This window comes from Bradyrhizobium sp. USDA 4501, assembly GCF_054062115.1.
Genome location: NZ_JBSSEX010000001.1, coordinates 7,526,714 through 7,551,681, shown reverse-complemented (window position 1 = coordinate 7,551,681; position 24,968 = coordinate 7,526,714). Strand labels below are relative to the sequence as shown.

General features: G+C 63.7%; 16 protein-coding genes and 1 pseudogene. 7 read left to right on the top strand and 10 right to left on the bottom strand.

Features of this window, described 5'->3' with window-relative positions; all coding sequences use genetic code 11:
* Positions 1 to 131: 131 nt before the first annotated feature.
* Entirely contained in the window at positions 132 to 1,301 is a 1,170-nt protein-coding gene (locus ACVWZM_RS34740; protein ID WP_456855724.1) for a flagellin N-terminal helical domain-containing protein, read from the bottom strand.
* A gap of 366 nt (positions 1,302 to 1,667) precedes the next feature.
* Between ACVWZM_RS34740 and flbT the strand changes: the two genes are divergently transcribed.
* Entirely contained in the window at positions 1,668 to 2,099 is a 432-nt protein-coding gene (flbT, locus tag ACVWZM_RS34735; protein WP_028337700.1) for a flagellar biosynthesis repressor FlbT, read from the top strand.
* A gap of 778 nt (positions 2,100 to 2,877) precedes the next feature.
* Here flbT and ACVWZM_RS34730 read toward each other — a convergent pair.
* The 5 genes from ACVWZM_RS34730 to ACVWZM_RS34710 form a co-directional block, all read right to left on the bottom strand.
* A complete protein-coding gene (locus ACVWZM_RS34730) occupies positions 2,878 to 4,761 on the bottom strand; it encodes a flagellar protein (RefSeq protein WP_456855723.1) in 1,884 nt (627 codons plus the stop codon).
* A 7-nt stretch (positions 4,762 to 4,768) separates the two neighbouring features.
* The gene (gene flgK / locus ACVWZM_RS34725; RefSeq protein ID WP_057016672.1) at positions 4,769 to 6,646 is read right to left on the bottom strand and encodes a flagellar hook-associated protein FlgK; all 1,878 of its coding nucleotides are present in this window, start codon (positions 6,644 to 6,646) and stop codon (positions 4,769 to 4,771) included.
* Between the two features lie 46 nt (positions 6,647 to 6,692).
* Positions 6,693 to 8,525 (bottom strand): flagellar hook protein FlgE, encoded by a 1,833-nt coding sequence (locus tag ACVWZM_RS34720; protein ID WP_168855003.1) that lies wholly within the window; start codon positions 8,523 to 8,525, stop codon positions 6,693 to 6,695.
* Positions 8,526 to 8,708: 183 nt separating this feature from the next.
* A complete protein-coding gene (gene msrB, locus ACVWZM_RS34715; RefSeq protein WP_092084905.1) occupies positions 8,709 to 9,209 on the bottom strand; it encodes a peptide-methionine (R)-S-oxide reductase MsrB in 501 nt (166 codons plus the stop codon).
* Positions 9,210 to 9,285: 76 nt separating this feature from the next.
* Positions 9,286 to 10,782, bottom strand: coding sequence for an NAD(P)/FAD-dependent oxidoreductase (locus tag ACVWZM_RS34710; protein WP_456855722.1), 1,497 nt, complete (start codon positions 10,780 to 10,782; stop codon positions 9,286 to 9,288).
* Between the two features lie 95 nt (positions 10,783 to 10,877).
* Between ACVWZM_RS34710 and ACVWZM_RS34705 the strand changes: the two genes are divergently transcribed.
* Entirely contained in the window at positions 10,878 to 11,420 is a 543-nt protein-coding gene (locus tag ACVWZM_RS34705) for a SixA phosphatase family protein (RefSeq protein ID WP_229191929.1), read from the top strand.
* A gap of 157 nt (positions 11,421 to 11,577) precedes the next feature.
* A complete protein-coding gene (locus ACVWZM_RS34700) occupies positions 11,578 to 12,003 on the top strand; it encodes a universal stress protein (protein ID WP_016840840.1) in 426 nt (141 codons plus the stop codon).
* 232 nt (positions 12,004 to 12,235) lie between these two features.
* Here the strand turns inward: ACVWZM_RS34700 and ACVWZM_RS34695 are convergent.
* Positions 12,236 to 12,367: pseudogene (locus ACVWZM_RS34695) on the bottom strand (IS5/IS1182 family transposase); the annotation flags it as partial.
* A gap of 648 nt (positions 12,368 to 13,015) precedes the next feature.
* A complete protein-coding gene (locus tag ACVWZM_RS34690; RefSeq protein ID WP_456855721.1) occupies positions 13,016 to 14,107 on the bottom strand; it encodes a SphA family protein in 1,092 nt (363 codons plus the stop codon).
* Between the two features lie 401 nt (positions 14,108 to 14,508).
* On the opposite strand from ACVWZM_RS34690, the gene ACVWZM_RS34685 reads away from it, so the two are divergent.
* The 3 genes from ACVWZM_RS34685 (at position 14,509) to ACVWZM_RS34675 (ending at position 20,090) form a co-directional block, all read left to right on the top strand.
* A complete protein-coding gene (locus ACVWZM_RS34685) occupies positions 14,509 to 15,462 on the top strand; it encodes a formylglycine-generating enzyme family protein (protein ID WP_456855720.1) in 954 nt (317 codons plus the stop codon).
* 58 nt (positions 15,463 to 15,520) lie between these two features.
* A complete protein-coding gene (locus tag ACVWZM_RS34680; RefSeq protein WP_456856824.1) occupies positions 15,521 to 17,161 on the top strand; it encodes an arylsulfatase in 1,641 nt (546 codons plus the stop codon).
* A gap of 502 nt (positions 17,162 to 17,663) precedes the next feature.
* Positions 17,664 to 20,090, top strand: a complete 2,427-nt coding sequence (locus ACVWZM_RS34675; RefSeq protein ID WP_456855719.1) for an arylsulfatase — start codon at positions 17,664 to 17,666, stop codon at positions 20,088 to 20,090.
* 236 nt (positions 20,091 to 20,326) lie between these two features.
* Here ACVWZM_RS34675 and ACVWZM_RS34670 read toward each other — a convergent pair whose 3' ends face one another.
* Positions 20,327 to 22,867: a sensor domain-containing protein gene (locus ACVWZM_RS34670; protein ID WP_456855718.1), complete on the bottom strand. Its 2,541-nt coding sequence runs from the start codon at positions 22,865 to 22,867 to the stop codon at positions 20,327 to 20,329.
* Positions 22,868 to 23,161: 294 nt separating this feature from the next.
* Positions 23,162 to 23,323 carry a DUF1127 domain-containing protein gene (locus ACVWZM_RS34665; RefSeq protein WP_080583391.1) on the bottom strand — a complete coding sequence of 54 codons (162 nt, stop codon included), beginning with the start codon at positions 23,321 to 23,323 and terminating at the stop codon, positions 23,162 to 23,164.
* Positions 23,324 to 23,580: 257 nt separating this feature from the next.
* Here ACVWZM_RS34665 and ACVWZM_RS34660 point away from each other — a divergent pair, with 257 nt between their 5' ends.
* A complete protein-coding gene (locus ACVWZM_RS34660; protein ID WP_229159674.1) occupies positions 23,581 to 24,924 on the top strand; it encodes an aminotransferase-like domain-containing protein in 1,344 nt (447 codons plus the stop codon).
* The last annotated feature ends 44 nt before the right edge of the window (positions 24,925 to 24,968 follow it).

The following is a 24,968-nucleotide window of genomic DNA, read 5'->3' as shown; positions in this document are numbered from 1 at the left end:
GCCTTTAAATATGGTTAGCAGGCGTTACGAAATGCGTCGTTCTGACGGCATAGACAGACACCGTAATATCCCGGAGACAAAAGAAAACGGCGGGGTTTCCCCCGCCGTTCTCGAAGCACTTGCCGGCGCGTTTAGCGGAGCAGCTGCAGCACGCTCTGCTGGCTCTGGTTGGCGAGCGCCAGCGCGGAGACCGCGATCGACTGGCGGGTCGACAGCGCCTGGCTGTTGGCCGCTTCCTCGTTGGTGTCGGCCAGCGTCAGGTTGGACGAACCGGTCTGCAGCACGTTGATCAGGTTCTTCGAGAAGTCCTGACGGATCTGCACGATCGACAGGTTCGAACCCAGCGTCGAGGCTTCGCTGCGCAACGCGGAGCTCGCCGAGCTCAGCGACGAGATGACGCTGTTCGCCGAGTTGTTGTCGAGGAAGTCGGCGCCGGCGGTCAGCGCCTTCAGTCCGAGGCCGCTGGCATTGAAGGTGACGCCGGTGATGCTGAGCGTCGACTTTCCGGTCTCGTTGAAGGTCAGCTTCAGGCTGTCGCCGTTCAACAGGTTGATGCCGTTGAACGAGGCGTCCTGCGCCGTGGTCGTGATCTGCGCGATGGTGTTGTTGTACTGCGTCACCAGAGCGGCGCGCGCCGACTGCGAGGCCTGGTCGGCAACCGGGGCCGTGCCGGCCGCGCTGAACGTCGCGGTGCCGCCGCCGGTGTTGGTGAAGGTCACCGCACCGATCGTCGAGGACGCCGCGTCATTGGTCGTGGTGATGACAAGCTTGTTGGAGCTGTCGAGGCTCGCCGTCAGGTTGCTCGCCGCCAGCGACGTGTTCAGCTGCGCCAGCGACGTGCTGGCCCCGAAGGTGAAGCTGAAGGCGGGTTGGCCGGCCGAAGCCGCGATCGCCAGCACGTCACCGCTCTTGATCGTGGTGCCGTCGACGAGGTTGGCAGACGTGCCGCCGAGCGCCGCAGTCGAGGTGACCTGCGACCTGGTGGTGTAGCCGGTCGGGCTCTGCAGCACCTGGTTGGCGATCGACTTCGCGGTATCGACCAGCTTCTGCAGCGAGGTGATGCCGGTGTTGGCGGCCTGCAGCACCTGCACGCCGTTGCCGATGCCATCGAGCAGGTTGTTGATGTCGCTGGCGCGGTTGTCGAGCGATTGCGCGGTGAAGAAGTTGGTCGGGTTGTCGAGCGCCGTGTTGACCTTCTTGCCGGTGGCAAGGCGGTTCTGCGTCGTGGAGAGCAGATCGGCGGTGGACTGGAGGGAGAGGAGGTTCTGGCGAACGGAGGAGGAGAGAATGATATCGGACATTTTCATACCTTTCTGGTGTGAAACTGAGGAAAAAGCCGCTCCAATCCTTTCTGATCGGGCGGATGGCCGATCCTGCGGTCTGGCCGCGAAGGAAAAAGAAATCTCCGGCACGGTATTTGAGACAAAGGCCGAAGAATAAAATTGTCGCCATTGGGCGAGGTTCGCCCCGAAAACTACTGAGACGACTGACAATTCCGGCTAGATAACGACGCTAGCGCCCGCCCCTCGTTCACCAAGCATTAACCATCATGGGAAAGGATCGCTGTCGCATCGGCCCCTGCCCGCAACGGCGGCTGCTAAGCAGTGCCGAACCACTTCGCTCCGCCAGCGAAGACATCGCGCGACTGCAGGCAAAGGAGAACGGTCATGGCCCTGAAGGTCGAACTCAAACCGAACGAACGCATCATCGTCGGCAATTGCGTGATCACCAACACCGACCAGCGCGCCCGCCTGCTGATCGACGGCGATCGCATCCCGATCCTGCGCGAGAAGGATATCCTGACGCCCGAGACCGCGGATACGCCCGCGAAGTTGATCTATCTCGCCGTGCAGCTGATGTATCTATCGCCGGACCCGATGGCGCACCACCCGACCTATTTCAGTCTGGTGCGCGACATCATCACCGCGATGCCGAGCGCGTGGCCCTTCATCGAAAGCGTCAACAACTTCATCCTCAACGGCGACCTCTATCACGCGCTGAAGGAATCCAAGAAGCTGATCGCACACGAAGAGAAGCTGCTGGAAACCGCGCGCGACCAGCAGAACGCCGAACGGGACGACACACGCAAGAGCGCGTAGAGCTTCTTGTTTTGACGCGTTTCTTCGCGCGAACCGGCGTCCACGTCGCTTGAAAACGCTCTAGCCCCACTCGCCTGAATCGGGATAGGGGGGAGCCTCGCAGCCCCTCCCCTCCCACACCACCGTACATACGGGTCCGTATACGGCGGTTCGCTGGATTAAGCGGCAAGAGTTGTTCTGTTGCCGCCGTAGTTTGGGTGTCAGCAATCGTCGCGCCAGCTTCGACTCCTCTGATCAGCGTCAGTCAGGGTTTCACCCCTTCCCGCCGTTCCGAGGCCAGTTGCCCGGAATTCAGTCGCATGGCCGATGCGATATCGCTGCATCTACTCGTCACTTCCAGCGTTCAGGCCTTCGGCGAAACTCGTTCCGCCTACTATGCCCTCTGCTGACTTCTGCACTGCGGTCAGATCGCCTTACGACGACCTCAGTCTCGTTGCCGAGACGCAGCGCAGATCTCCCGAGGTAAGATCGACCGCCTTCGCCGCACGCCCGCCGGATTTACCACCCCGGCCCTTGATGACCGTGGACTTCGCGATCACGTGCTCGCTCGTCCGGCCGGGTAGGCCTCGTTATCCGGTTTTTGTCCATCGGGCCGCGGCTTTGCTCCACGCTTCCTTCAGACCCCACCTCGCGATGACGCCCTTGCGCTTCGCTAATCCTTCACCGTCATCAGGCTGGATAGAGGACTTCCACCTCCAAGCTGCCGGTCATGCTCGGCACACACGAAAAAGGCCTCCGCGCGGAGGCCTTTTGCTGGCTGGAGTTCAGGGGCGCGTGATCAGCTGATCGGCAGATATTTCAGCAGCGTCGTCTGATACAGCATCGACGTGGTCTGGTACGACGCCTGCAAGCTGGTTTGCAGCGCCAGGATCTTGGTCGCGACCTCGTCCTGATTGACGCCCTCGACCGAGTCGAGCATCGTTTCCGCCATCCCCTTGAGCTGGGTCTGCCGATCGGTGGCCGCCTTGGTCGCGGTCTGGGCACCGGCGAATTCGGCCTGCACGTCCTGGATCTGCTGCTGACCGTTTTGCGGGGCGAGGTTGCCGCTGACGCGCTGCGCGAGCGCCGTCACCTGCGCGCTCGCATTCGGGTTGCTGGCATTGGTGGTGACGGCTGCATACACCGCGACGTTCTGCAGCAAATAGCGGAAGGCCTGCTCGTTGGCGCGCGCGCCATACTGCACGGTGATCGACTGATCGACCTGCGCGACCGCGGTGCCGCGCGCCGACCCCGGGCCGTTCTCGCCGGTGTACCAGTAGACGGTGTTGCCGGGCGTGCCCGCGACCAGGTTGGTCGCGGTGTCGAACGGCGGTCCCCCTACCCTGAGCGGCGCCGGCGCTGCGGTGGTGTTGCTGGCGATGCCGAGTGCGCCGAGTGCGGCGGTGTTGGAGCTCGAGATCGACAGGCTCTCGCCATCGGCGCCGTGCAGGGTGATCGCGCCGTTGCTGATGGTCGACGGGTTCTTGGTGCCGCTGATCTGGTCGATCTTGGCCATCAGCGTCTGCACGCTGTCGGTGACGTTGACCTGGTTGCCGGTGGCGCCCGAGGCCACGAAGGTGATCGGCGTGCCGTTCACCGTGATGGTATCGCCGGCGGCAAAGCTCGTCGACAGCGAGTCGGTGCCCGCCGTCCCCGACAGCGCCGTGGCGCCGCTGATCGGCGCCGGCGGCGTGTTCTGGTTGTTGACCGCCGCACCCGAGACGGTTGCGACCGGATTGAAGAAATTGTTCGACGCCGCCACCGCGGACGCCGCGACCAGCGACGTGTCGCTCAACGTCTTGATCGACGAGGTCAGCGTCGATTGCAGGTTGGCCGTCGTCGCCGCGGTGTCGGCGCCGATCAGGAACGAACCGGCGGGCGGCGGGTTCGTCGTCGTCGCCGTGAGTTCGATCGCTTCGGTGGTGCCGTCGGGCAGCGTGAAGTTGAACTTGATCTTGTCGCCGTCCTTCGGATTGACGGCGCCGAGATCGACCGACGCCGACTTCGGCGTGCCGGTCGGCTGCGTCACCGTGGCGCCACCCGTCGACGACGACTGCACCGACAGGAGCTTCAGGCCGAACGGCGAGCCGTCCTCGGCGATACTCGTGACCGTCGTGGTCGCCGGCGGCGACGAGACGCTCAGGCGGCCCATCATGCCGGCGCCCTGATCGGCCTGCTTGCGCTCATTGATGAGCTGCGTCAGGCCGGCCTGGGTTGCCGTGCCCTTGAGCATGGTATCGGCGGACACCGTGGCCGGCGTATCCATCGCGCGGCCGGAGAACAGATAGCGGTCGCCCGACTGGCTGTTCAGCATCGCGACCGCGTTGGCGAAGGCCGCCTGCGCCGTGATCTGGCCCGAGGTCTGGCCGCTGTCGTTGAGCGTCAGCGTCGCCGTCGTCGCGGCGTTCTTCACCTGGGTCCCGACGTCGGACAGGCCCTGCAGGGTGAGGTTCGCGACACTCAGGCGCGTGTTGAGGTTGGTGGCGGTATCGGAGAATGCGTTGATGCCGCTGATCTGCGCGCGCAGGCTGAGCGCGAAACCGCGATCGAGCCCCTGCCCCGCATAGGTCGTCGATACCTTGCCGGTCGCAAGCTGCGTGGTCAGGTCATTGAGCTGATTCCGCAGGTTGAGGATCGTGGTGCCGATATAGGAAGTTCTGCCGCTTACGCCGTCGATCGACATGTTACCCTCACGTGAGCTGCAGCAGCGCGTCGTACATCTGCTTGATCGACGACATCACGCGCGCATTGGCGGAATAGGCGTTCTGCAGCGAAAGCAGATGCGCCATCTCCTCGTCCATGTTGACGCCGGAGGTCGAGTCCATCTTGGTCTGCAGCGTGTTCAGCACGACGTCCTGGCCGTCAGCCAGTTGCTTGGCGGCGGTCGCCGACTCGCCCTGCTGGCTGATGAACTGCTTGGCAAAGTTGAGCAGCGTGCCGGTGAACGGCGCGCCTGACGTGCCAAGGCCGGTCTGCGGCGAATAGCTGTACGAGGCGTTCGACAGCTGGTTCAGAACGAGGTTGGCGCGCGTGGTGTCGCCGGCCGGCGTCTGCGGATTGGTCGAGTACACCACCATGCGCGAGGGATCGCCGATCAGGCCGGTGTTGACGCTGATGCGCGCGGCAAGGCCGGTGGTCTGCGAGCCGTTCGCGGTGATCGCGCCGGTGTAGAGTCCGCCATTGTCGGTGAACAGCGGAAGGTGCGGATCGCCCGAGGTCAGCGACGAAACCGTCGACGTGACCGACGCCGCGGTCACATCGGCCTTGTTGACGGCGCCGTCGTCGAGCACGCGCAGCGTCGACCCGGACGGATTGGAGAATTGCAGGCCGGTTCCGCCGAGTGCGCCGTTGAGCTGCGACAGCACCGAGCTCATGCCGCCTGAGAAATCGATGCCCAGCACCTCGTCGTTCGGATCGACGGTCGCGGTATTGCTCAGCGGCAGCACGTTCGGATCGTCGACGCGAATGATCGACAGATTATGCGTGAGGCCGGTGGTGTTGTCCTTGTAGGAGACGTGGATGGTGTTGCCGTTCTGCAGCCCCGAGAGGTCGAGGTCGAAGCCGGACTGCGCCCCCGCCGTCGCCGCGGTGCCCGCGGTCGTCTTGTCCGACAACGCGCTCGACATCGCGGCCGCGAACTGATCGATCTGTGTCTGGGCCTGCGCCAGCGTGTTGTCGCGCAACTCGAGATAGGCGGCGATCTTGCCGGAGCGGATCGAGTTGGTCGACACCATGTCATAGGTGCCGCCATGCGGGAACGTGATGGTGATGGTGCCGACCGTGCTCTTGGTCGGGTCGGTATTGTACAACGTGTTGGGCGTCATCGTGCCCTGGGCGTTGAAGCTGAGCGTCGCGGCCTCGGTGCCGACCAGCTGCACGCCGGAATTGGTGAACACGCTCACCTGGTTCTGGCTGTTGGTGACGGTACGGATGTCCATCAGCTGCGAGAGCTGCGTGACGTAACGGTCGCGCTGATCGAGCAATGCCGCGGTCGAGGCATCGGTCGTGCCGCCATTGGCCGCCAGCTGGACATTGAGGCGCGCAATCTGCTGCAACGCATTGTTGGCGCTGTTGATGGAGTCGCTGATGCCGGCCTCGGCGTTGGCGCGCAGCGTCTGGATTCCCTGCGAAGTCGCGTTGAGCTGCTGCGCCATCGATTGCGCGGCATTGATCACGCCGATGCGGGCCGACTGCGATTCCGGGCTGGTCGACAGCCCCTGCAGCGCGGTCAGGAACTTGTTGTAGGCGTCCTCGATCGTGCCGGTGGAGTCGGGATTGCCGTACACGCCCTGCAGATTGGCCAGGAAATCCGAGCGGACGTCGGCATAGGCCGCGCCCGACGTCTCGGTGCGAAGTTGGGTCTGCAGGAATTCGTCGAGCTGGCGGTTGACGCCGGCGATGAGGACGCTCGATCCGAACTGGCCGGTGGTGCCGGTAGTCTGGTTCAGCGTCTTCCTGACGTAGCCGGGCGTCTCCGCGTTGGCGACGTTCGACGACACGAGCGAGAGCGAGGCCTGCGTGGCGCGCAGGCCCGACATCGCGGTGGAAAGGGCTTGGCTCAAACCCATGATATGTACTCGCCTTTACTTCTTCACACGTGCAGCAACGACGCGATCAGCGCACCACGTTCAGGAGGTCCTGCACCATCGAATTGGTCGTCGTGATCACCTTGGTGTTTGCCGAATAGGCCTGCTGGGTCACGATCAGCTTGGTGAATTCGTCGGCGATATCGGTGTTCGAGCTCTCGAGCGAGGAGCCGACGATGGTGCCGGCCTTGCCGAACAGCGCCGCGCCGGACTCGTCGGTTGCCTCGAACGCACCGCCGTCGATGCGCTTGAGGAAGTTGGTGCCGTTGAAGGTCGCCACCGAGATTTCGGCGAGGTCGATGTTGCGGCCGTTGGTGTAGTTGCCGACGATGCGACCGTTGGTCGAGACGCTGACCGACTGCAGCTGGCCGGCGGGGAAACCGTCCTGCTGGATCTGGTTCACCTGAACGTTGCCGTTGGCGTCGGCGAACTGGGTCACGCCACCGGAGCCGAAATTGATCACGGGGCTGCCGAGCGACACGCCGTTGACGACTGCATTGGTGAGCGCCACCGAGGAGATCGCCGGCGACATCTGGCCGTTCGAGGCGAAGGTGAAGTTGACGTTGACGTTCTGCCACGAGACCTGCGTGCCGGTCGCATTGGGATCGACCTGATAGAACAGGTTCCAGGTGTCGGTATGTCCGCTGCCCAGCGAGGAGCTGTCGGTCTTGGCCCAGCGGAATTGCAGGTTCACCGGCGCGCCCGACACGTCGTAGGCCGTGACGGCGCCGCCCGAGACGGATTCGTTCAGGAAGGTCGAGTTGTCGTTGCCGATAACCTGGCCGGTGCCGACCGTGCCGCCGCCGCCGCGAACCGCAACCGCCGACCCGGTGAAGCCGAGCGCCGCAAAGGCGGTCGCGTTCGAGCTCGTCACGTTGAGATCGGCCAATTTGCCGGAGTGCAGGGTGATCTTGCCGCCGCTGATCGTCGATGGCGTCGTGGTACCGGTAATCGCGTCGATCTTCGCGAGCAGCGTTCCGATGCTGTCGGTGACGTTGAGCTGGTTGCCGGTCGCCCCCGACGCCACGAAGGTGATGACGGTGCCGTTGACCGTGATCGTGTCGGCGGGCACGACGGGCGGGCCCGCAGAGCCGGCGCTGAAGTTGGTATTGATCGAATCGGTGCCGGCTGCGCCTGAAAGCAGGGTCGCGGCGGTAATGGCCACCGACGGCGTCGCCTTGTTGTTTTGCGCGGTGCCGGTGATGGCGGAATCGGTATACGGCGCAGCCGGCGTGCCCAGCACCAACGGATTGTTTCCACTGCTGAACGCGCCCGGCCGGATCAGCTCGGAACCGGGAACCGAGGTGTCGTGCGCGGTGGTCAAGGGATAGGACGCGAGGTTGGCGCGATAGTCGATCTTGGTGGTCTGCTGCGCCGGCAGGAAGTCGTTCTTGAATTGCAGCACCTGCGGCGATGAGCCCGCCGGGTTGCCGGTGGTCGGGTCGATCGGCACGCCCTCGAGATAGTAGCCGGCGCCGTTGACGAGATAGCCGTCCTTGTTGAGCTGGAAATCGCCGCGGCGAGTGTAGCGGTCGACGCCATCGAACACCGGGGCGCCGTCGGTGAAGCTGCCGGGCTTCTGCACCGCGAAGAAACCGTTGCCGTTGATCGCCATGAAGGTCGCGACCGATGCCGACTGGACGTCGCCCTGCACCGAGTTGGTCGAACGGGACTGCGCGGTGACGCCGCCGGCAAGTTGCGCGGTCAGCGCGGTCTGCGGGACGAGATCGAGGAACGAGGTATCGATGCGCTTGAAGGCGGTGGTCTGCGAGTTGGCGATGTTGCCGGAGATGTTTTCGAGCGCGTACGACCCCGCGCGCAAGCCACCGACAGCCGTCGTGAGAGCGCCGAAGATACCCATGACATGTTCTCCAATTCGATTCCCGGCGGCTGGCAATCACAGGAATGGCCGCATCGGCGGAGCATGTCGCAAAGGTCGTGCCACGAAACAAAACGTAACAAAATCATCCGCTTGAAAAAAATGCCCCGGTCGTTCGACCGGGGCACATTTGCCGGGAGCGGCAACAATTGCCGGGAAGGAATGTCAGGTCGCCGACGGCGCCGCCGGGTGAAACACCAGCGCGAAACCGTCCATGCAGTAGCGCAGTCCGGTCGGTTTCGGGCCGTCGTCGAAGACGTGGCCGAGATGGCCGCCGCAGCGGCGGCAATGCACCTCGGTGCGCACCATGCCGAAGGTGCGGTCCGACGTCGTGCCGACCGCATTCTCCAGCGGCTTCCAGAAGCTCGGCCAGCCGGTGCCGCTCTCATACTTGGTCTCGGACGAGAACAGCGGCAGGTCGCAACCGGCGCAGGCGAAGGTGCCCTTGCGGTGCTCCTTGAGCAGCGGGCTCGATCCCGGCCGCTCGGTGCCCTGGTTGCGCAGGATCTCGTATTGCTGCGGCGTCAGCTGGGCGCGCCATTCGGCGTCGGTCTTCTCGATCTCGAATTTCTCGGCGGCCTGCGCCGGCGAGGCGCGCAGCCAGCGGAAGGCGGCGAAGCCGAACAGGCCGGCGACGGAAGCAAGCAGGATGCGGCGATCGATCATCAATCATCTCCAGTGCGGACGGCTCAGGGGGCGTGCCCCGAGGTTCGTCAACAGATACGAATCCCGCCGGCGGACGTTACATCCGCCCGTCGGAGATCCGCTCACTTTCTTGCGAGGCATCCGGATACGGCGCCTCACCGTCCTCGATCTGCCTGGGCGCGGGCGCACGCGCCGGCCGCACAGCCGACGGGGGTGGACGGCGGAGTGCGGGTCCCCGGGTTCCCGCCCTGAGATTGGCCTCGGCGAGCCGCGCCTCGCGCAGGCGCTCCTTCGCACGTGCACCCTCGCGGTAGCGCGCCAGAACACCTGCCACGGACGAGGCCCCCCTCGCCCACAGGCTGACGAAATGACCGGCGACGCGGCCGGTGGTGCCGCCGGCCCAGACCAGCTCGAACGGCGAAAACAGCCGCCAGCGGTCGTCGCCCCACAGGATGCTGCGCGCGATCAGCTGCCCGGCGAGCGCCGAGGTGTTGAGTCCCTGCCGGCCGAAGCCGCTCGCCACCCACAGGCCCCGGCGCAACTGGCCGATCTGCGGCATGCCGTGCACGGTAACGCCGACCGCGCCGCCGAACATCTCCGCGACCGGAACCTTGCCGAGTTGCGGAAACACCGTGGCGACGCGACGCTGCACTGCGGCGCCGAGGCGCTCCGGCCGTGCGTCCCAGGTGGTTTCGGGGCTGGCCCACAGCAGCCGATCGCCATCGACGACACGGAAATGGTCGATGCCGTCGCTGTCGACGACCGAGCCGGGAAAGGCGATGGTCTCGGCCAGCCGCTCCCCGAGCGGCTCGGTCAATGCCGCGTAGCGCCACACCGGCAGCAGCGTATCGGACAGCCGCTTCAACGGCGCACCGAGATGGATGTTGCCGGCGAGGACGATATGGTTGGCCCGCAGCCGCGCCGTCGGCGTCACGATGCGTTTGCGGATGCCGGAAAAATCGATGCTGACGACCGGCGTCTCCTCGAAGATCCGCACGCCCGCCCGCATCGCCAGCGCGGCGAGGCCGTGCACATATTTGCGGCCATCGATCTGGAACGCCTTCGGATAATAGATGCCGTGGAAATAGCGGCCGGTCCTGAGCACGCTGCGCACGCGATCGACCTGCCAGCCCTCGACCTCGGTCGCGAAATCCTCGCCGAGCGTCTGCAGACGGCCGATCAGCGCCTCGCCGACATCGACATTGGAGACTTCCAGCGCGCCATCGCTCGGCTCGATGCCCGGGATCAAATCTTCGGTAGCGGTGGCGCGGACATAGTCGGCGCCCTCCTTCGACAGCGCCCACAATTCGCGGGCATCGTCGAGGCCGACGCGCTCGATCACATCTGATATCGGCAGGCCGAATCCCGGCATCACGGTGCCGAGATGATGACCGGAGGCGTTCCAGCCGATCTGGCGGCCCTCGAGCACCGCAACGCTCGCACCGAGCCGCGCCGCCTCACGCGCCACGGTCAGGCCGGCCAGCCCAGCCCCGACCACGCAAATGTCGACGTCGAGGTCGAACGCCAGACGGTCGCGGAACGGCAAGGCCGCCTGATCGGGGCCGTCCGCCGCACTTGTGGAACTCTCGCTCATGGCGTTTCTTACGGACCGCTGCGGCGCTTGTCACCTTGTCCAGGGCATGAGCCTGTAGAATTAATTCGACCTGACCGAATCGAGAATGGAAGTCCATGCGCCGTTTGCTGCTGCTGCGTCACGCCAAAACCGAACACGACGCGCCTTCGGGGCACGACCAGGACCGCCGTCTCGACGAGCGCGGCCACCGCGACGCAGCGGAGATCGGCGGCTGGATCGCCCGTCATCCACCCCTGCCCAATCTGGCGCTGGTCTCGCCGGCGGTCCGCACCAGGCAGACCTGGGAGATCGTGCGCGAGGTGCTGAAGGGCGCCGGGCATGCGCCGAAAGTCGAATTCGTGCCGGACCTCTACGGCGCCGATCCGGTGCAATTGCTGACCGCGATCCGGATGGCTTCGGTCACCGATCCGAAGCGGCTGATGCTGATCGGCCATAATCCCGGCATGCACGAGCTCGCGCTGACCTTGACCGGCAGCGGCGACGAGGCCGCAAAGCGCGCGCTCGGCGACAATCTGCCGACCTCGGGGCTCGCCGTCTTCGACTTCGCGACCGACGACTGGAACGACGTCTCGTTCCGGCGCGGCAAGCTCGTCCTGTTCGTCAGCCCTAAACTGTTGAAGCAGGCCTCGCGCAGCTGACGCAAGCGGACAGCGCCGCGCCGCCATGCTATATTGACGTCTGCGCGACAGGGGGACCGGTTCGCGTCGATACCAGACCGACTTCAAGAAAAAGAAGGCGCGCGTCCCGGGCACAGGGACCAAACGGCTCCAGACCAATCGCGGACAGGAGGCGCAGATGTACAAGTCCATTCTCGTTCCGATCGACCTCGCCGATACCGACCTGGCGAAACCGGCGATCGCAACCGCTGCAACATTGTCGCAAACATGGAACGGGACGGTGCGTCTGCTCAACGTGCTGCCGATGACGCCGGTGATGCTCGCCGAATACGTGCCGGCGGATTTCGACAGCCAGCAACGCGAAACGTCGGAAGAGGCGCTTGCGATCGTGGCGCGCGAATCCGGCATCGCGCCCTCCCGCATCTCGGGCGTGGTCCGCCAGGGCGGCATCTATCACGAGATCCTCGAGGAGGCCGCGACCATGAAGGCCGACCTGATCGTGATGACCTCGCACCGGCCGGCGATGCGCACCTACTTCCTCGGCTCCAATGCCGGGCACGTGGTGCGCTACGCCAAATGCTCGGTGCTGGTGGTGCGGCACTAAAGCGGGATGAGTTACGGGGCCGCCGCAGGCGGCGCTGCCAAAATATCGAAAACAACCCCATGCAAAGTAGCCGGCGGCGGTCGGCGTTCGACCAGGTGACTTGACACGTCGGGCAACTCAGGAATATTCTTCTAATATTCCGAAATTGCTCCCGCATCCCCTCGCCCCACACGTCGCAGGCGGGAAAGGGAAACGCGCCCTATTTGCGGGCGCAGCCTAATCTCAGCCTGCTTTAATCCAACCAGGACGTGGACTCATTAGCGCGTAGCCACAGCCGGATTGACGCGAGTTGGACGAACCCGAGGCAGTTGGCAGCGCGTTTGTCGTAGCGCGTTGCCACACGCCGGCAGTGCTTGAGCGGACTTCGCTGACGAGTTTGGAATAGTGGTCCGATACAGCTGTTTGTTCGCTATCTCCTTAAGGTTGAGGCAATCAAGCCACGCTATTGTCTCGCCCGTGTCCTTCAAGATGGTAACGGTTGGCACCAAGGGTAATGTCTGGTTACTTCCTCACGGCTTGTCTGATCGTGGTAGCCTTGAGTTTCGAGGTGTCGTTTCGCCGATCCTGGAATCTATCACGGAACTCCGAGCTGCTTGGCCCGGCCCAGCGGCTCGCAGTTCGGCGGCGTGCGATGTGGCCGGCAGGCTGCGGGCTAATCTGCATGCTGCTGGGGTGGATCGTACTTCATTTTGTTCAAGACAAGCTTGTTCTCTCCGTGACGGGCAGTCTAATGATGCTTAGTGCCTCTTTCTTCACCGGATCGTTTATCGGCTTTATGGCCGGGACAGTGAATCGGGTTTGAGGCGCCGCGATCAAGGCAAGCGAAAAGCGCATCAGGCTATAGCCGCCGACAAGCTGCCGTGGCTTTGGCATCGTCCTGTTGATGTCCCTGTTTTGGCCCCAACCCGGACATGTCCGCACGCTCGCGGAGTATCCATTGGCTGATTGCGTCGCTACCGCCGCGCCAGATTGAGCCTTCAGCACGGCACCGGTGGCAGCGTCACCGCTATTGCTATTTCGTGAATCTGGGCCTTGTGGATGTCGGCGGCGTTGGCGCCGCGGGCTGAAGATTGAACGTCAGCCAGACGTTCCAGCCTGCTGGCCGATTTTCATTGGCGAATTCGCCGTAGCCCTTCAGGTTCAGATATCCCTGCATGTCTCCGACCGGGAAAATGTAGCCGACCTGCGGGCCGACACCGGCCACGCGCGACCGGAAGCAGCCGACGCGATCGCCGGAGCCGCTGTCGCAGCCGAGTTGCTGATAGAAGTAACCGACGAGGCCGACCTGCCACTGCTTGGTCAGGAACTGCGATGCGCCCCAGTCGAGGTGCATGTCGACGCCGCTTTGATATTGGGTGGAGGGGTTGACGAAGTTGTAGGTGAATCCCAGCACCGTCGAAAATTCATGCCCGGTCTTTGGGTCGAAATAGGTGTAGCCGCCGCCCGCGTCGACCGCCCAGTGCCCAATCCCCAAATTCGCCAGGCGGCCCGACTGATAGGCGCCGACCGGAAGGTCGGCGGTGACGTACGTCATGTAATTGTTGACACCGGCATTCCAGCGCAGCGCGAACTGCGGGATCAGGTCGCCGAATGCAATGAGCGAGCTGTCGATGCTGTCAAACCGGGAGAAGGGGAACGTGCCGCCGCCCGGTCCCGTCAATGTCCCAACGAGCGATCCCGCCAGCGACGTGGAGTTGGAGCCGTAGGTCGCCAACAGGCTGGCAGAAGCCTGACCGCCCAGCACGGGTGTTGCAAAGGTGTAGGTCCCGGCCACAAGGCCAAGGTTCACATTCGCATTGACGTTCGCGTTGACGTTGGCCGTCAGATTCGCGGGAAAGCGACCAAGCGTGATTTCGCGCGACCGCGCCACGTCGCCGCCGGCGGAAACAGAGGTGTGATAATAAACCGTGCTCACCGACCAGCCCGGCGCCTGCTGGGGAACAGCCGCGAGGCTGCCAAAAAATCCGGGTATCCAAAAGCTGATGCCATTTTCATCGGCCCGAGCCGCTTGGGTGGAAAGCGCCAGCAAAGCGGCAAGCGCCCCAACACTCAAATGCCACCGCGGAAAAAATCTGCGCCCCAAATTCGGTTTAAAGTACCGCATCGCCGATTCCCCGACTCTCGCGATCCCACCCTTGCTCCGGCGGGGTAGAAACTCGGAAAGAATAAGCTGACGCCGCCGTTCGTCCACGCGAATTCGGCACACTTGAGTTCAGCCGGAGGTTTATTGGAAGATTGTGTCCATGACGCCACAACCCTGGCACTTTTTGCATAGTCATCAGGGCTCTCCACAAGGAACGGGCGACCTGGCTCGATTGATCTAGATCAATGGGAGAAGGTTGTGCCGCTGCGAACGTGCCACCGCTTCAGATGTTCGATTGTCACGTTGACCGACTAAGGTGTTAAGCCGCGCTCCTCCCTGGCAGAATCGGCGCTAGAAAGCTGCCGAGAGATTCTTGGAGGCGACGCTCGTAATTTTGAAAGCTCGTTCACTGCGAGTAGCCCATGCACGACGTTGGCGTTGCGGCAGGCGTACCTTTGTCGGATGGGCCCAGCCAAAGAGGCATGATCTGGATTCCGGGCGGCACGTTCCGCATGGGCTCAGACAGGCACTATGCCGAAGAGGCGCCGGTCCATCGCGTCTCGGTGAGCGGCTTCTGGATGGACCGCACGCCGGTCACCAATCGCGATTTTCGCAAGTTCGTCAACGCAACCGGCTACGTGACGTCAGCGGAGACGCGGCCTGACGCAAAGGACTATCCGGGCGCACTGCCGCACATGCTCAAGGCAGGCTCGCTGGTTTTCACGCCACCGAAGCGTCCGGTCGATTTGCGCGACTGGTCGCAATGGTGGAATTTCAAATTTGGCGCCAACTGGCGCCGGCCATATGGCCCCCGCAGTTCGATCAGCGGCCTCGACGATCATCCCGTGGTCCACATTGCCTATCGCGATGCCGAGGCCTATGCGACATGGGCTGGCAAGGACTTGCCGACCGAAGCCGAATGGGAGTTTGCCGCGCGCGGCGGCCTCGACGGAGCCGAGTTCGCCTGGGGCGACGAGCTGATGCCCGGCGGCAGGCCAATGGCGAATACCTGGCAAGGTGTTTTTCCATACCAGAATCTTACCGACGATGGTCAGGCGCGCACCTCGCCGGTGATGGCGTTCCCACCGAATGGCTACGGCCTTCATGACATGATCGGCAACGTCTGGGAGTGGACCACCGATTGGTGGTCCACCAGGCATGCGCCCGACGCGGCCAAGGCGTGCTGCGCTCCTCAGGATCCGCGCGGCGGGCGAGAGCAAGACAGCCACGATCCGTCTCTGCCCAGGATCAAGATTCCCCGCAAGGTTCTCAAAGGCGGCTCGCATCTCTGCGCGCCGAACTACTGCCGTCGCTATCGCCCGGCTGCGCGCCATGCGGACGCGGTGGATACGTCCACGAGCCACGTTGGTTTTTGATGCGTCATAAGAAAGGGAGCAACTGATGAGCGATGAGAAGGATAACACTGCGCGCGACATGAGCCGTCGCAATGTATTGCTCGCGACGACAAGCCTGGCGGCCGCGTCCGCCTTGGGCGCCGCCGCGTCGGTTGAAAAGGCACTGGCCCAAGCGCAGCAGGCACCGAGCGGACAGCGGCCCAATATCGTCGTCATCATGGGGGACGATATCGGCATCTGGAATATCGGTGCTTACCATCGTGGCATGATGGCCGGCCGGACGCCGAACCTCGACAAGATCGCCGCAGAAGGCATGCTGTTTACCGATTATTACGCCGAGGCGAGTTGCACCGCAGGCCGCGCCAACTTCATCACCGGCGAGCTGCCGATCCGCACCGGCATGACAACGGTCGGCCAGGCCGGCGCCCCCACAGGCTTGCCGGCAGAGGCTGTGACCATTGCCACCGCGCTCAAGGGCATGGGCTATGCCACCGGCCAATTCGGCAAGAACCACCTTGGCGACAAGAACGAATTTCTGCCGACCGTGCACGGCTTCGACGAGTTCTTCGGTTATTTGTATCACCTCGACGCGATGGAAGATCCGGCCCACCCTGCCTATCCGCAGGAGCTGTTGAACAAGGTCGGCCCGCGCAACATGATCCATTCGTGGGCGACCAATGTGGACGACGCCACCGTGGATCCCCGCTGGGGCAAGGTCGGCAAGCAAAGAATTGAGGACGCCGGAACGCTCTATCCCAAGCGGATGGAAACCGTGGACGATGAAATTCGAGACTTTGCGTTGAGTTTCATTGAAAAGGCCAAGGCCGATAACAAGCCGTTCTTCTTGTGGCTCAATCCGACCCGCATGCACATCGTCACGCATTTGTCGCCGAAGTACGAGGCGATGCGCAACTCCAAGAACGGCTGGTCGATTCATGAAGCCGGCATGGCGCAGCTCGACGACGATGTCGGCCTCGTCATGAAAAAACTCAAGGACATGGGCGTGGATGACAACACCATTGTCATCTTCACCACGGATAACGGCACCGAGGTCTTCACTTGGCCGGATGGCGGACAGACACCCTTCGCGCAGAGCAAAGGTACGGTCATGGAAGGCGGCTTCCGCGCGCCGGCGATGATCCGCTGGCCGGGCAAGGTGCCGGCGGGCAAGGTCGAGAACGGAATCATCTCCGGCCTGGACTGGTTCCCGACCTTGCTGGCGGCTGCCGGCAATCCGAACATTGCCGAGGAACTGAAGAAGGGCAAGCAGATCGGCGATCGCACCTACAAGTGCCATCTGGATGGCTATAATCAGATGGACATGATCACCGGCAAGGGGCCGTCGAACCGGCACGAAATCTGGTACTTCGGCGAGAGCGAGCTGGGGGCCGTGCGCATCGACGACTACAAGTATCGCTTCATCGACCAGCCCGGGGGTTGGCTGGGCGAAAAAACCAAGGTTGACGTGCCCTACCTGATCAACCTCCGCCTGGATCCGTTCGAGCGAACGGGCTGGCCGGACAGCGGGACCAAATACGGCGCGCAACAATACTTCGACTGGTTCAAATATGAATTCTGGCGCTTCGTGTTCGTTCAACAGGAGGTCGAGAAGCTGGCCATGACCGCAATCGAATTTCCGCCGATGCAGAAGGGCGCGAGCTTCAACCTCGATGCTGTGAAGGCGAAAATCGAGGCCGCCAGGACGGCAATGGCAAAATGAGATTCATGATCGTGTTGGGCGGCGTCCATGCCGCCCAACACCGTCTCCGCCGGCCTTTCGGTCCGCGTTCGACCAGGCGACTTGACACGTCGGCCAACTCAGGGACATTCTTCTAATATTCAGAAATTGCGCCACAAAGATGCCATTGAGGATGCGGCGGTCATTCGCTATGGCACGCCGCGCGGCTTGCTGGACAGCATCGGCTCGGCAGTCCGGCTCAATCAGGCGCTGACCAACGGCTTTGGTCACTATGCCCCCCAAAGCGGATGCATTGTGTTCACATCGAGTTCTTCGGCTTCTGACCAAAGTGGTCGCGAGACGCGGTTTTGGCCCGAAGTACCAAGGGGCCCTCCGTTGATCTAGATCAAGGGAACAAAGCGGCGCTTCCATTTCGATCCCCCAATGGTTGTACAGCGTCAGGTGAGCGGGGTGACACCTCTCCGTACCACACGTTAGCGGAGGCGTCCGAAAGCCCAAGCGCGTAACAGAAGGAGAGGCATCGATGAATCGCCGTCAGCTTTTTCTTTCCACCGCAAAGGGCGCGCTTGCGTCGGCACTCGGTTGGTCCTGGCTTCGCGAGTCGGCGCAGGCTCAGGAAGTGCTGCCGCTTCCGCAGCCGCCATTCAAGGGAAAAATCGGCACCACCTATAAGGACTCGTTTCCGGACAAGATACCGATCATTAGTGCACCAAGCGGCGCGCCGAACGTCCTGCTCGTTCTGATCGACGATTGCGGCTTCGGACAATGGGGGACTTTCGGCGGCCAAATCCCTACCCCGAACCTGGACCGGCTCGCAAAGGCCGGATTGCGCTACACGCGCTTCCATACCACGGCGCTATGTTCTCCAACGCGGGCCGCGCTGCTCACGGGCCGCAATCATCATTCCGCCGCAACAGGCAACATCACCGAATTGGGCGACGGCTATCCCGGCTACAGCGGACAGATTCCCAACAGCGCCGCCATGGTGGCAGAGCCGTTGCGCCAGCATGGCTACAGCACAGCCTGGTTCGGCAAGAACCACAATATTGCGGATTGGGAGACCAGTGTGTCGGGTCCCTATGACCGCTGGCCAACCCGGCAGGGCTTCGATCACTTCTACGGTTTCTTGGGGGGTGAAGCGAACCAGTGGGCGCCGGCGCTCTATCGCGACAACACACCCATCGAGATGGAGGTCCCGAAGGGCCGGAAAGCCGATTACACCCTGAATGAAGCCCTTGCGGATGAGGTGATCAGTCACATCAACAAGCAAAAGTCGGTGACACCGGACCGGCCATTCTTCATCTATTACGCGCCCGGTGCCACGCACGCGCCGCATCACGTGCCGAAGGAATGGATCAACAAGTTCAAGGGGCAGTTCGATCAGGGGTGGGATAGATATCGGGAAGAAACATACCAGCGACAATTGCGCCTGGGCGTGATCCCTGCCGACACCAAGCTGACCCCGCGGCCGGCGGAGATTCCTGCCTGGGATTCCCTTTCCGCTGATCAGAAGCGCATCGCCTCGCGGCTGATGGAGACCTTCGCCGCCTACACGGCCCAAACCGACTTTCATGTTGGGCGCGTCCTCGATGCTCTGGAAGCAGTCGGCCAAACGGACAACACGCTGATCTTTTGGGAGATTGGCGACAACGGCTCCTCGATGGAAGGTACCCTCAATGGCACCTTTAACGAGATGGTCGGCGTTAACGGTCAGCAGGAGGACCCGAGCTATATCCTGGCGCATCTCGACGAGATCGGCGGTCCCAAGTCCTACAATCATTTTCCCGTGGGATGGGCGTGGGCCATGGACACACCATTCCAATGGGGCAAGCAGGTCGCCTCGCATTTCGGCGGTACGCGCAATCCGCTCGTCATCTCATGGCCCAACAGGATCAAGGACAAAGGCGGCATTCGCACTCAATTCCATCACGCGATCGACATCGTTCCGACGATCCTGGAGGCTGCTCAAATCGAGCAGCCCTCGTCGGTCAACGGGGTTGCCCAAAAGCCGATCGAAGGCGTCAGCATGGTTTACACCTTCGACAACCCGAAGGCTGAAGAGCAGCGTCGCGTTCAATATTTCGAGATGTTCGGCAACCGTGCGATCTACAGCGACGGATGGGTTGCGTGCGTCCGCCATGGACGGCTGCCCTGGCAAAACATCGGCTCGTATGATTTCGCCAACGACAAGTGGGAGCTTTACCGGATTGAGAGCGATTTCAGCGAGGCCAACGACTTGGCGGCTCAAGAGCCCAAGCGTCTGCGCGACATGCAGGACCTGTTCTGGGTCGAGGCAGCAAAATACGACGTGCTCCCGCTGGACGACCGGTTCATCGAGCGCGCCGACCCAAGCTTGCGTCCGAGCCTGATCGCGGGACGCACCGATTTTACCTATTACCCCGGCGCCACGCGGATCCCCGAAAGCTCATCGCCCAACGTGAAAAACCGCTCGCACAGCATCGCGGCGTATATCGATGTTCCGCAAGCAGGCGGTGATGGTGTGTTGATCGCGGCTGGCGGCACCGTTGCCGGCTACGCTCTCTACATCAAGGACGGTAAGCCGACTTACGAATACAACTGGTTTTCCTTGCAACGATACAAGGTCGCCAGTTCGGAGAAGCTCGCACCGGGTCCGGCAATCATTCGCGTGGACTTCAAGTACGACGGCGGTGGGCTCGGAAAGGGTGGCGTAGTCACGCTTTTCGTCAATGACACGAAGGTTGGAGAGGGGCGGGTCGAAAAGAGCGTCTTGGGCCGGTTCTCGGCCGATGAAACTTTCGACATCGGGATGGATACGGGATCGCCGGTCAGCGATGATTACGCGTCGCCCAATCCCTATACAGGCAAGCTCTTAAAAGTGGAGATTCACCTCGCCCCGGTGAACCACACCGAAAACGACATCAAAACGCTACGCAAGGCCGAACTGGCTGCACAATCGGCCATCGAATAGGGATCGATGAGATCGAGGTGCAAGTCAGGAGGCCCGTTGGCTCGCGGCCAAGTATCGGTTCGTGGCCCTTCTCGAACCTCCGGCGACGTCCGCTTTCTCGCGGCTGTCAGGGTGAGAGCGGACATCAAGCGTCCCTCATCCAGCTCCGCTTTATGAGTACACGGCCCAGCTGATTGGTCAGCTGCCACCATCGAGGCAAAGCCACGCACAAAAACAATGCTGCAAGCGGTGTTCGCCTAGAGGCGATTCCGTTGGGGCTGCATCCGACGCACCTCGCGCTCGATACTGGCGGCGACCAGCGGCGCCTTGTCGGCGGCGATGGGCGGGGAAAACACGAAGCCCTGCACCAAATCGCAATCGAGCCCGCCGAGCACGTCCAGTTCGGCGGACAATTCGGCGCCCTCCGCCACGACCGTCATGCCGAGCCCGTGCGACAGGGCGATGATGCCGCCGAGCAGCTTGCGCTTCTCCGGCGCGGTGGAAATGCCATCCACGAAGGCCCGGTCCACTTTCAGGCAGTCGAAAGGAAGGCGCGTCAGATAGCCGAGCGAGGAATAGCCCGAGCCGAAATCGTCCAGCGCCAGCCGGGCGCCCAAGCCGGAGAGCGCCGTCAGCGTGCGACTGATCCGTTGCTCGGTATGATCCACGAACAGGCTTTCGGTCAGCTCCAGGCAGAGCAGCTTCGCCGGAAAGCCGGTCTCCGCCAGCACGGCCGAGACCGCGGTCTCGAAATCCACGCTCCAGATCTGCGCCGGCGAGACATTGACCGAGATGGAGCGCGGCGGCAGCCCGGCATCCAGCCAGGCGCGGCCCTGCCGGCAGGCCTCGCGCAGCACCCACAGGCCGAGGTCGACGATGAGGCCGGAGCTTTCGGCGATCGGGATGAACTCCGCCGGCGAGATCGGCCCGCGCTCGGGATGGGCCCAGCGCAGCAGCGCCTCGAAGCCGGTGACGCGGCCGGTCTTCAGGTCCACCTGCGGCTGGTAATGGGCCTCGAGGGCGCCGGCCTCCACGGCGTGGCGCAGATGGCGGCCGAGATCGAGCCTTTCATCGACCGCCTGCGCATAGACCGGCTCGAACAGTTGCGCCCGGCCGCGCCCGGCCTCCTTGGCCATGTAGAGCGCGAGGTCCGCGTTGCGCACGGCGGTCTCCGCCGTCGCGCCGTGCTCCGGCAGGCGGGCAATGCCGATGGTGGCGCCGACCGAGGCCTCGCCCTCGGCGAGATCGACAGGGCCGGACAGCTTGCCGACGAGCCGATCGGCAAGCCCGGTCAGCGCGGCGTCGGACGTGTCGCATCCATCCGCCAGCACGGCGAATTCGTCGCCGCCGAGCCGGGCGATGAAGGCGCGCGCCCCCAATTCCTGCCGCAACGCAGCCGCCACCTTGATCAGCAATTCGTCACCGGCGGCATGGCCGAGGGAATCATTGACCTCCTTGAAGCGATCGAGGTCGATGAGCAGCAGCGCACCGGTCCGGCCTCCCTGGGAGCAGCCTTCGGTCAGCGCGGCGAGCTGGCGCGTGAACAGCGCGCGATTGGCAAGGCCGGTCAACGGATCGCTGTAGGCGAGCTGCTCGAGCTGGCGCTCGGCTTCCTTGCGCTCGGTGACGTCCTGCACGGTGCCGATGATGCCGATGACCTTGTCGTGGGCAACCTCCGCCTTGCAGATCACAGCCAGATCGCGGGGCATGCCGTCCGCGTGCAGGATGCGTAGATCGGTGGCCTCGGTCCGGCGGGTGCGCAGCACCCGTTTCTGCACCTCCCGGAAGCGGTCGGCGTCGCCGTCCAGGAAATAGGGTCCCATGTTCTCATCGGTCGGCTCGAACGTGTCGGGCAGGCCGAGAAGCTGGTAGAGCTCGGGCGCCCAGATCGTGCGGCCGCTGTCCAGCCGGAAGCTCCAGGTGCCGATCTTGCCGAGGCGGTGGGCCTCCTCCAGCGCCCGCGTGCGCTGGTCGAGCAGCGCCTTGGCCGCGCTGAGCTGGGTGATGTCGCTGGAGGTGCCGCGATAGCCGAGAAAGCTGCCGTCATCGCCGAAGATGGGCTTGCCGCTGGTGCAGATACTGACGCGCGAGCCGTCCTTGCCGATCAGCGTATAGGTGAAGTCGCGAAAAGGGCGATGGGCCTCCATATCGGCCCGGTGCCGCGCCATCGCCTCCCCGTCCTCGACCGCATAAGTCAGCTCCCAGCGCGCCTTCCTGCCGGCGGCCACCGTCTGGAACGCCGCATTGCCGGCAAGCGATTTGGGATAGGGCAGCAGCCGATGCTCGGCGTCGCTCTCCCAGCACCAGTCCGAGGCGGTCGAGACAAAATCGGCCAGCCGTTGCTCGCTCTCCGCCAGGCGCCGCAGCGCGGAGGTCTCCTCCGTGACGTCGCGGACGATGCCGGACACGCGTCGGACCTGGCCGTCCGCGTCGAACTCCGGCTCGCCGTGCACCACGCAGTCGAGCAGGCTGCCATCGAAACTGCGGAGTCTCGCGCGCACCGCATAGGGCCGCCCCTCCGCCCAGCAGGCCGCGTAATGCGCCTCCAGGAGCTTCCGGCTTTCAGGCAAATAGCGCTCGCGCACCGTGGCGATGGGGATGTAGCCGTCGGCTGTGTCGAATTCGTAGAAGGCGGCGAGCTCGGGCGATATCCAGAGATCGGTCGCGGCGGCACTCTGCGACTCCCAGTAGCCCATGCGGGCCAACCGGATCGCACAGCGCAGCGATCGCTCCTCATGCCAGCGGCGACGCGCTTCCCGGGTCGGGGCCTGCCCTTGCGACAATTTGCGAGCGGCCATCGGTCCCCAACTCAACGCTAGCGTACGCAGCTAACAGGCTAGCATAGAGCGTCACAACCTTGGAGCGACGGCGGTGACGAGATGGGGCTCTTCCGCTTTTTTGGTGTAGTTTCGGTGAATTCTGCAACCGGCAGTCGGCGCCCGGCCCTAAGGCGCGACGTGATTGGGTTGAATCGTCATCGCGCTTTAGCTCTTTGTTTGAGCATGACCTCCGCGCAAACGCGTCCCGCGTTTGTCGCGAGGGAAAACCGCTTCGCACTTTTCCGGATCATGCATGAGCGCAGCACCGGCATCTTAACGGATCCGCACCAGCTCCAGGTCGAAGTCGCCGGTGACGGCGGTCTCGATCTGGCAGCGCGAGAGTCCGATATCGCGCAACGCCCGGTCATCGAGCTGGCGCAGCGTCTTGATCGCCTCGCGGCGCACCCAATAGGTCGCGAGCGCATCGCCCCACACTCGGAGCAATCGGAGCAATCCGCCCAATGTGCTAGGCCGCGCGGGCGCTGCGGCGGCTGAGGATATCGCTGACATTGTCATCTCTCCTTCGCTGCCCATAGACAAAGCTACGCCGTTGACGCAAATGCTGTTTCAGCGCCTGCGCCGCCGGGACCTCGGATTGCTTGCGCACTCATCGGTGCAATCATGGGCTTGTTCCCTCTTAAATGATCCGGTACATTGCTCGGAGCAAGTAAAACATTGCTCTCGGTGCAATAATGTCGAGGTTCGAATATCTGAAGCTGGCGGATGCGGTGGCCGCCGAGATCGCCAGCGGCGCGCTGAAGGCGGGCGACCGGCTGCCGCCGCAGCGTCATTTCGCCTATGACCGCAACATCGCCGTCTCGACGGCGAGCCGGGTCTACACCGAACTGTTGCGGCGCGGGTTGGTAGTCGGTGAAGTCGGCCGCGGCACTTTCGTGTCCGGCGAGGCACGCCGCGGCATCACGGCCCCGACCGAACCGCGCGGCGCCCGCATCGACCTTGAGTTCAACTATCCGCTGCTGCCGCACCAGGCGACGATGATCGCCAAGAGCCTCGAAGGACTGGAGCGGCCCGAGGTGCTCGAGGGCGCGCTGCGGCCGGCGACCAGCTTTGGCACGCGGGCGGCACGCACCATCTCCTCGGAATTTCTGGCGCGCAAAAGCTGGACGCCAAATCCCGACCAGATCGTGTTCACCGCCAATGGCCGGCAATGCATCGCCGCCGCGCTCGCCGCCGTGGTGCCGCCCGGCGGACGCTGCGGCGTCGAGGCGCTGACCTACCCGTTCGTCAAGGGCATCGCGGCGCGGCTCGGCATCTCGCTGGTGCCGCTCGCGATGGACGAACACGGCGTGCGGCCGGATGCGGTGCAGAAGGCGCATCGCGAGGCGCACCTGTCCGCGATCTACGTCCAGCCCACGATCCAGAACCCGCTCAGCATCACCATGCCGGCCGAGCGCCGCGCCGAGCTGTTGCGCGTGGTGGAGAAGCTCGGCCTCATCGTCATCGAGGACGGCGTCTACGGATTCCTCGACGATGAGGCGCCGCTCGCCGCGCTGGCGCCCGACAGCTGCATCGTGCTCGACAGCCTGTCGAAGAAGGTCGCGCCGGGCCTTGCGCTCGGCTTCATCGTGTCGCCGCCGCGGCTGCGCGAGAGCATCATGGCCGCGGTGCGCTCGGGCGGCTGGACCGCGTCGGGCTACGCCTTCGCCGCGGGGCAGCGGCTGATGGCCGACGGCACCGCCGCCGAATTGTCACGGCTGAAGCGGATCGATGCCGGCCGCCGCCAGCTTCTGGCGGCCAAGCATCTGGCCGATTTCGAAATCCAGACCAATCCGAAGTCGTATCATCTCTGGCTGACCTTGCCGCCGCATTGGCGCTCGCAGACACTGGTCGCGGCCGCGGCGCGCCGCGACATCGCGCTGACGCCGTCGACCACCTTTGCGGCCACGCCGGGGCACGCGCCCAATGCGGTGCGGCTCGCACTCGCCGCACCGCCGATGGAGCAACTCGACCTCGGCCTGCGGACACTGGCGGGAATGCTGAGCGCGACCGAAGAGGATTTTGACTCGACGGAGTGACATCGCACGTTCACTCCGAAGCGGCGCCGCAGTCCAGAATTGGA

Coding starts and splice junctions, on each gene's coding strand:
- ACVWZM_RS34740 (WP_456855724.1), bottom strand. CDS start 1,301: ATGTCCGATATCATTCTCTCCTCCTCCGTTCGCCAGAACCTCCTCTCC.
- flbT (WP_028337700.1), top strand. CDS start 1,668: ATGGCCCTGAAGGTCGAACTCAAACCGAACGAACGCATCATCGTCGGC.
- ACVWZM_RS34730 (WP_456855723.1), bottom strand. CDS start 4,761: ATGTCGATCGACGGCGTAAGCGGCAGAACTTCCTATATCGGCACCACG.
- flgK (WP_057016672.1), bottom strand. CDS start 6,646: ATGGGTTTGAGCCAAGCCCTTTCCACCGCGATGTCGGGCCTGCGCGCC.
- ACVWZM_RS34720 (WP_168855003.1), bottom strand. CDS start 8,525: ATGGGTATCTTCGGCGCTCTCACGACGGCTGTCGGTGGCTTGCGCGCG.
- msrB (WP_092084905.1), bottom strand. CDS start 9,209: ATGATCGATCGCCGCATCCTGCTTGCTTCCGTCGCCGGCCTGTTCGGC.
- ACVWZM_RS34710 (WP_456855722.1), bottom strand. CDS start 10,782: ATGAGCGAGAGTTCCACAAGTGCGGCGGACGGCCCCGATCAGGCGGCC.
- ACVWZM_RS34705 (WP_229191929.1), top strand. CDS start 10,878: ATGCGCCGTTTGCTGCTGCTGCGTCACGCCAAAACCGAACACGACGCG.
- ACVWZM_RS34700 (WP_016840840.1), top strand. CDS start 11,578: ATGTACAAGTCCATTCTCGTTCCGATCGACCTCGCCGATACCGACCTG.
- ACVWZM_RS34690 (WP_456855721.1), bottom strand. CDS start 14,107: ATGCGGTACTTTAAACCGAATTTGGGGCGCAGATTTTTTCCGCGGTGG.
- ACVWZM_RS34685 (WP_456855720.1), top strand. CDS start 14,509: ATGCACGACGTTGGCGTTGCGGCAGGCGTACCTTTGTCGGATGGGCCC.
- ACVWZM_RS34680 (WP_456856824.1), top strand. CDS start 15,521: ATGAGCCGTCGCAATGTATTGCTCGCGACGACAAGCCTGGCGGCCGCG.
- ACVWZM_RS34675 (WP_456855719.1), top strand. CDS start 17,664: ATGAATCGCCGTCAGCTTTTTCTTTCCACCGCAAAGGGCGCGCTTGCG.
- ACVWZM_RS34670 (WP_456855718.1), bottom strand. CDS start 22,867: ATGGCCGCTCGCAAATTGTCGCAAGGGCAGGCCCCGACCCGGGAAGCG.
- ACVWZM_RS34660 (WP_229159674.1), top strand. CDS start 23,581: ATGTCGAGGTTCGAATATCTGAAGCTGGCGGATGCGGTGGCCGCCGAG.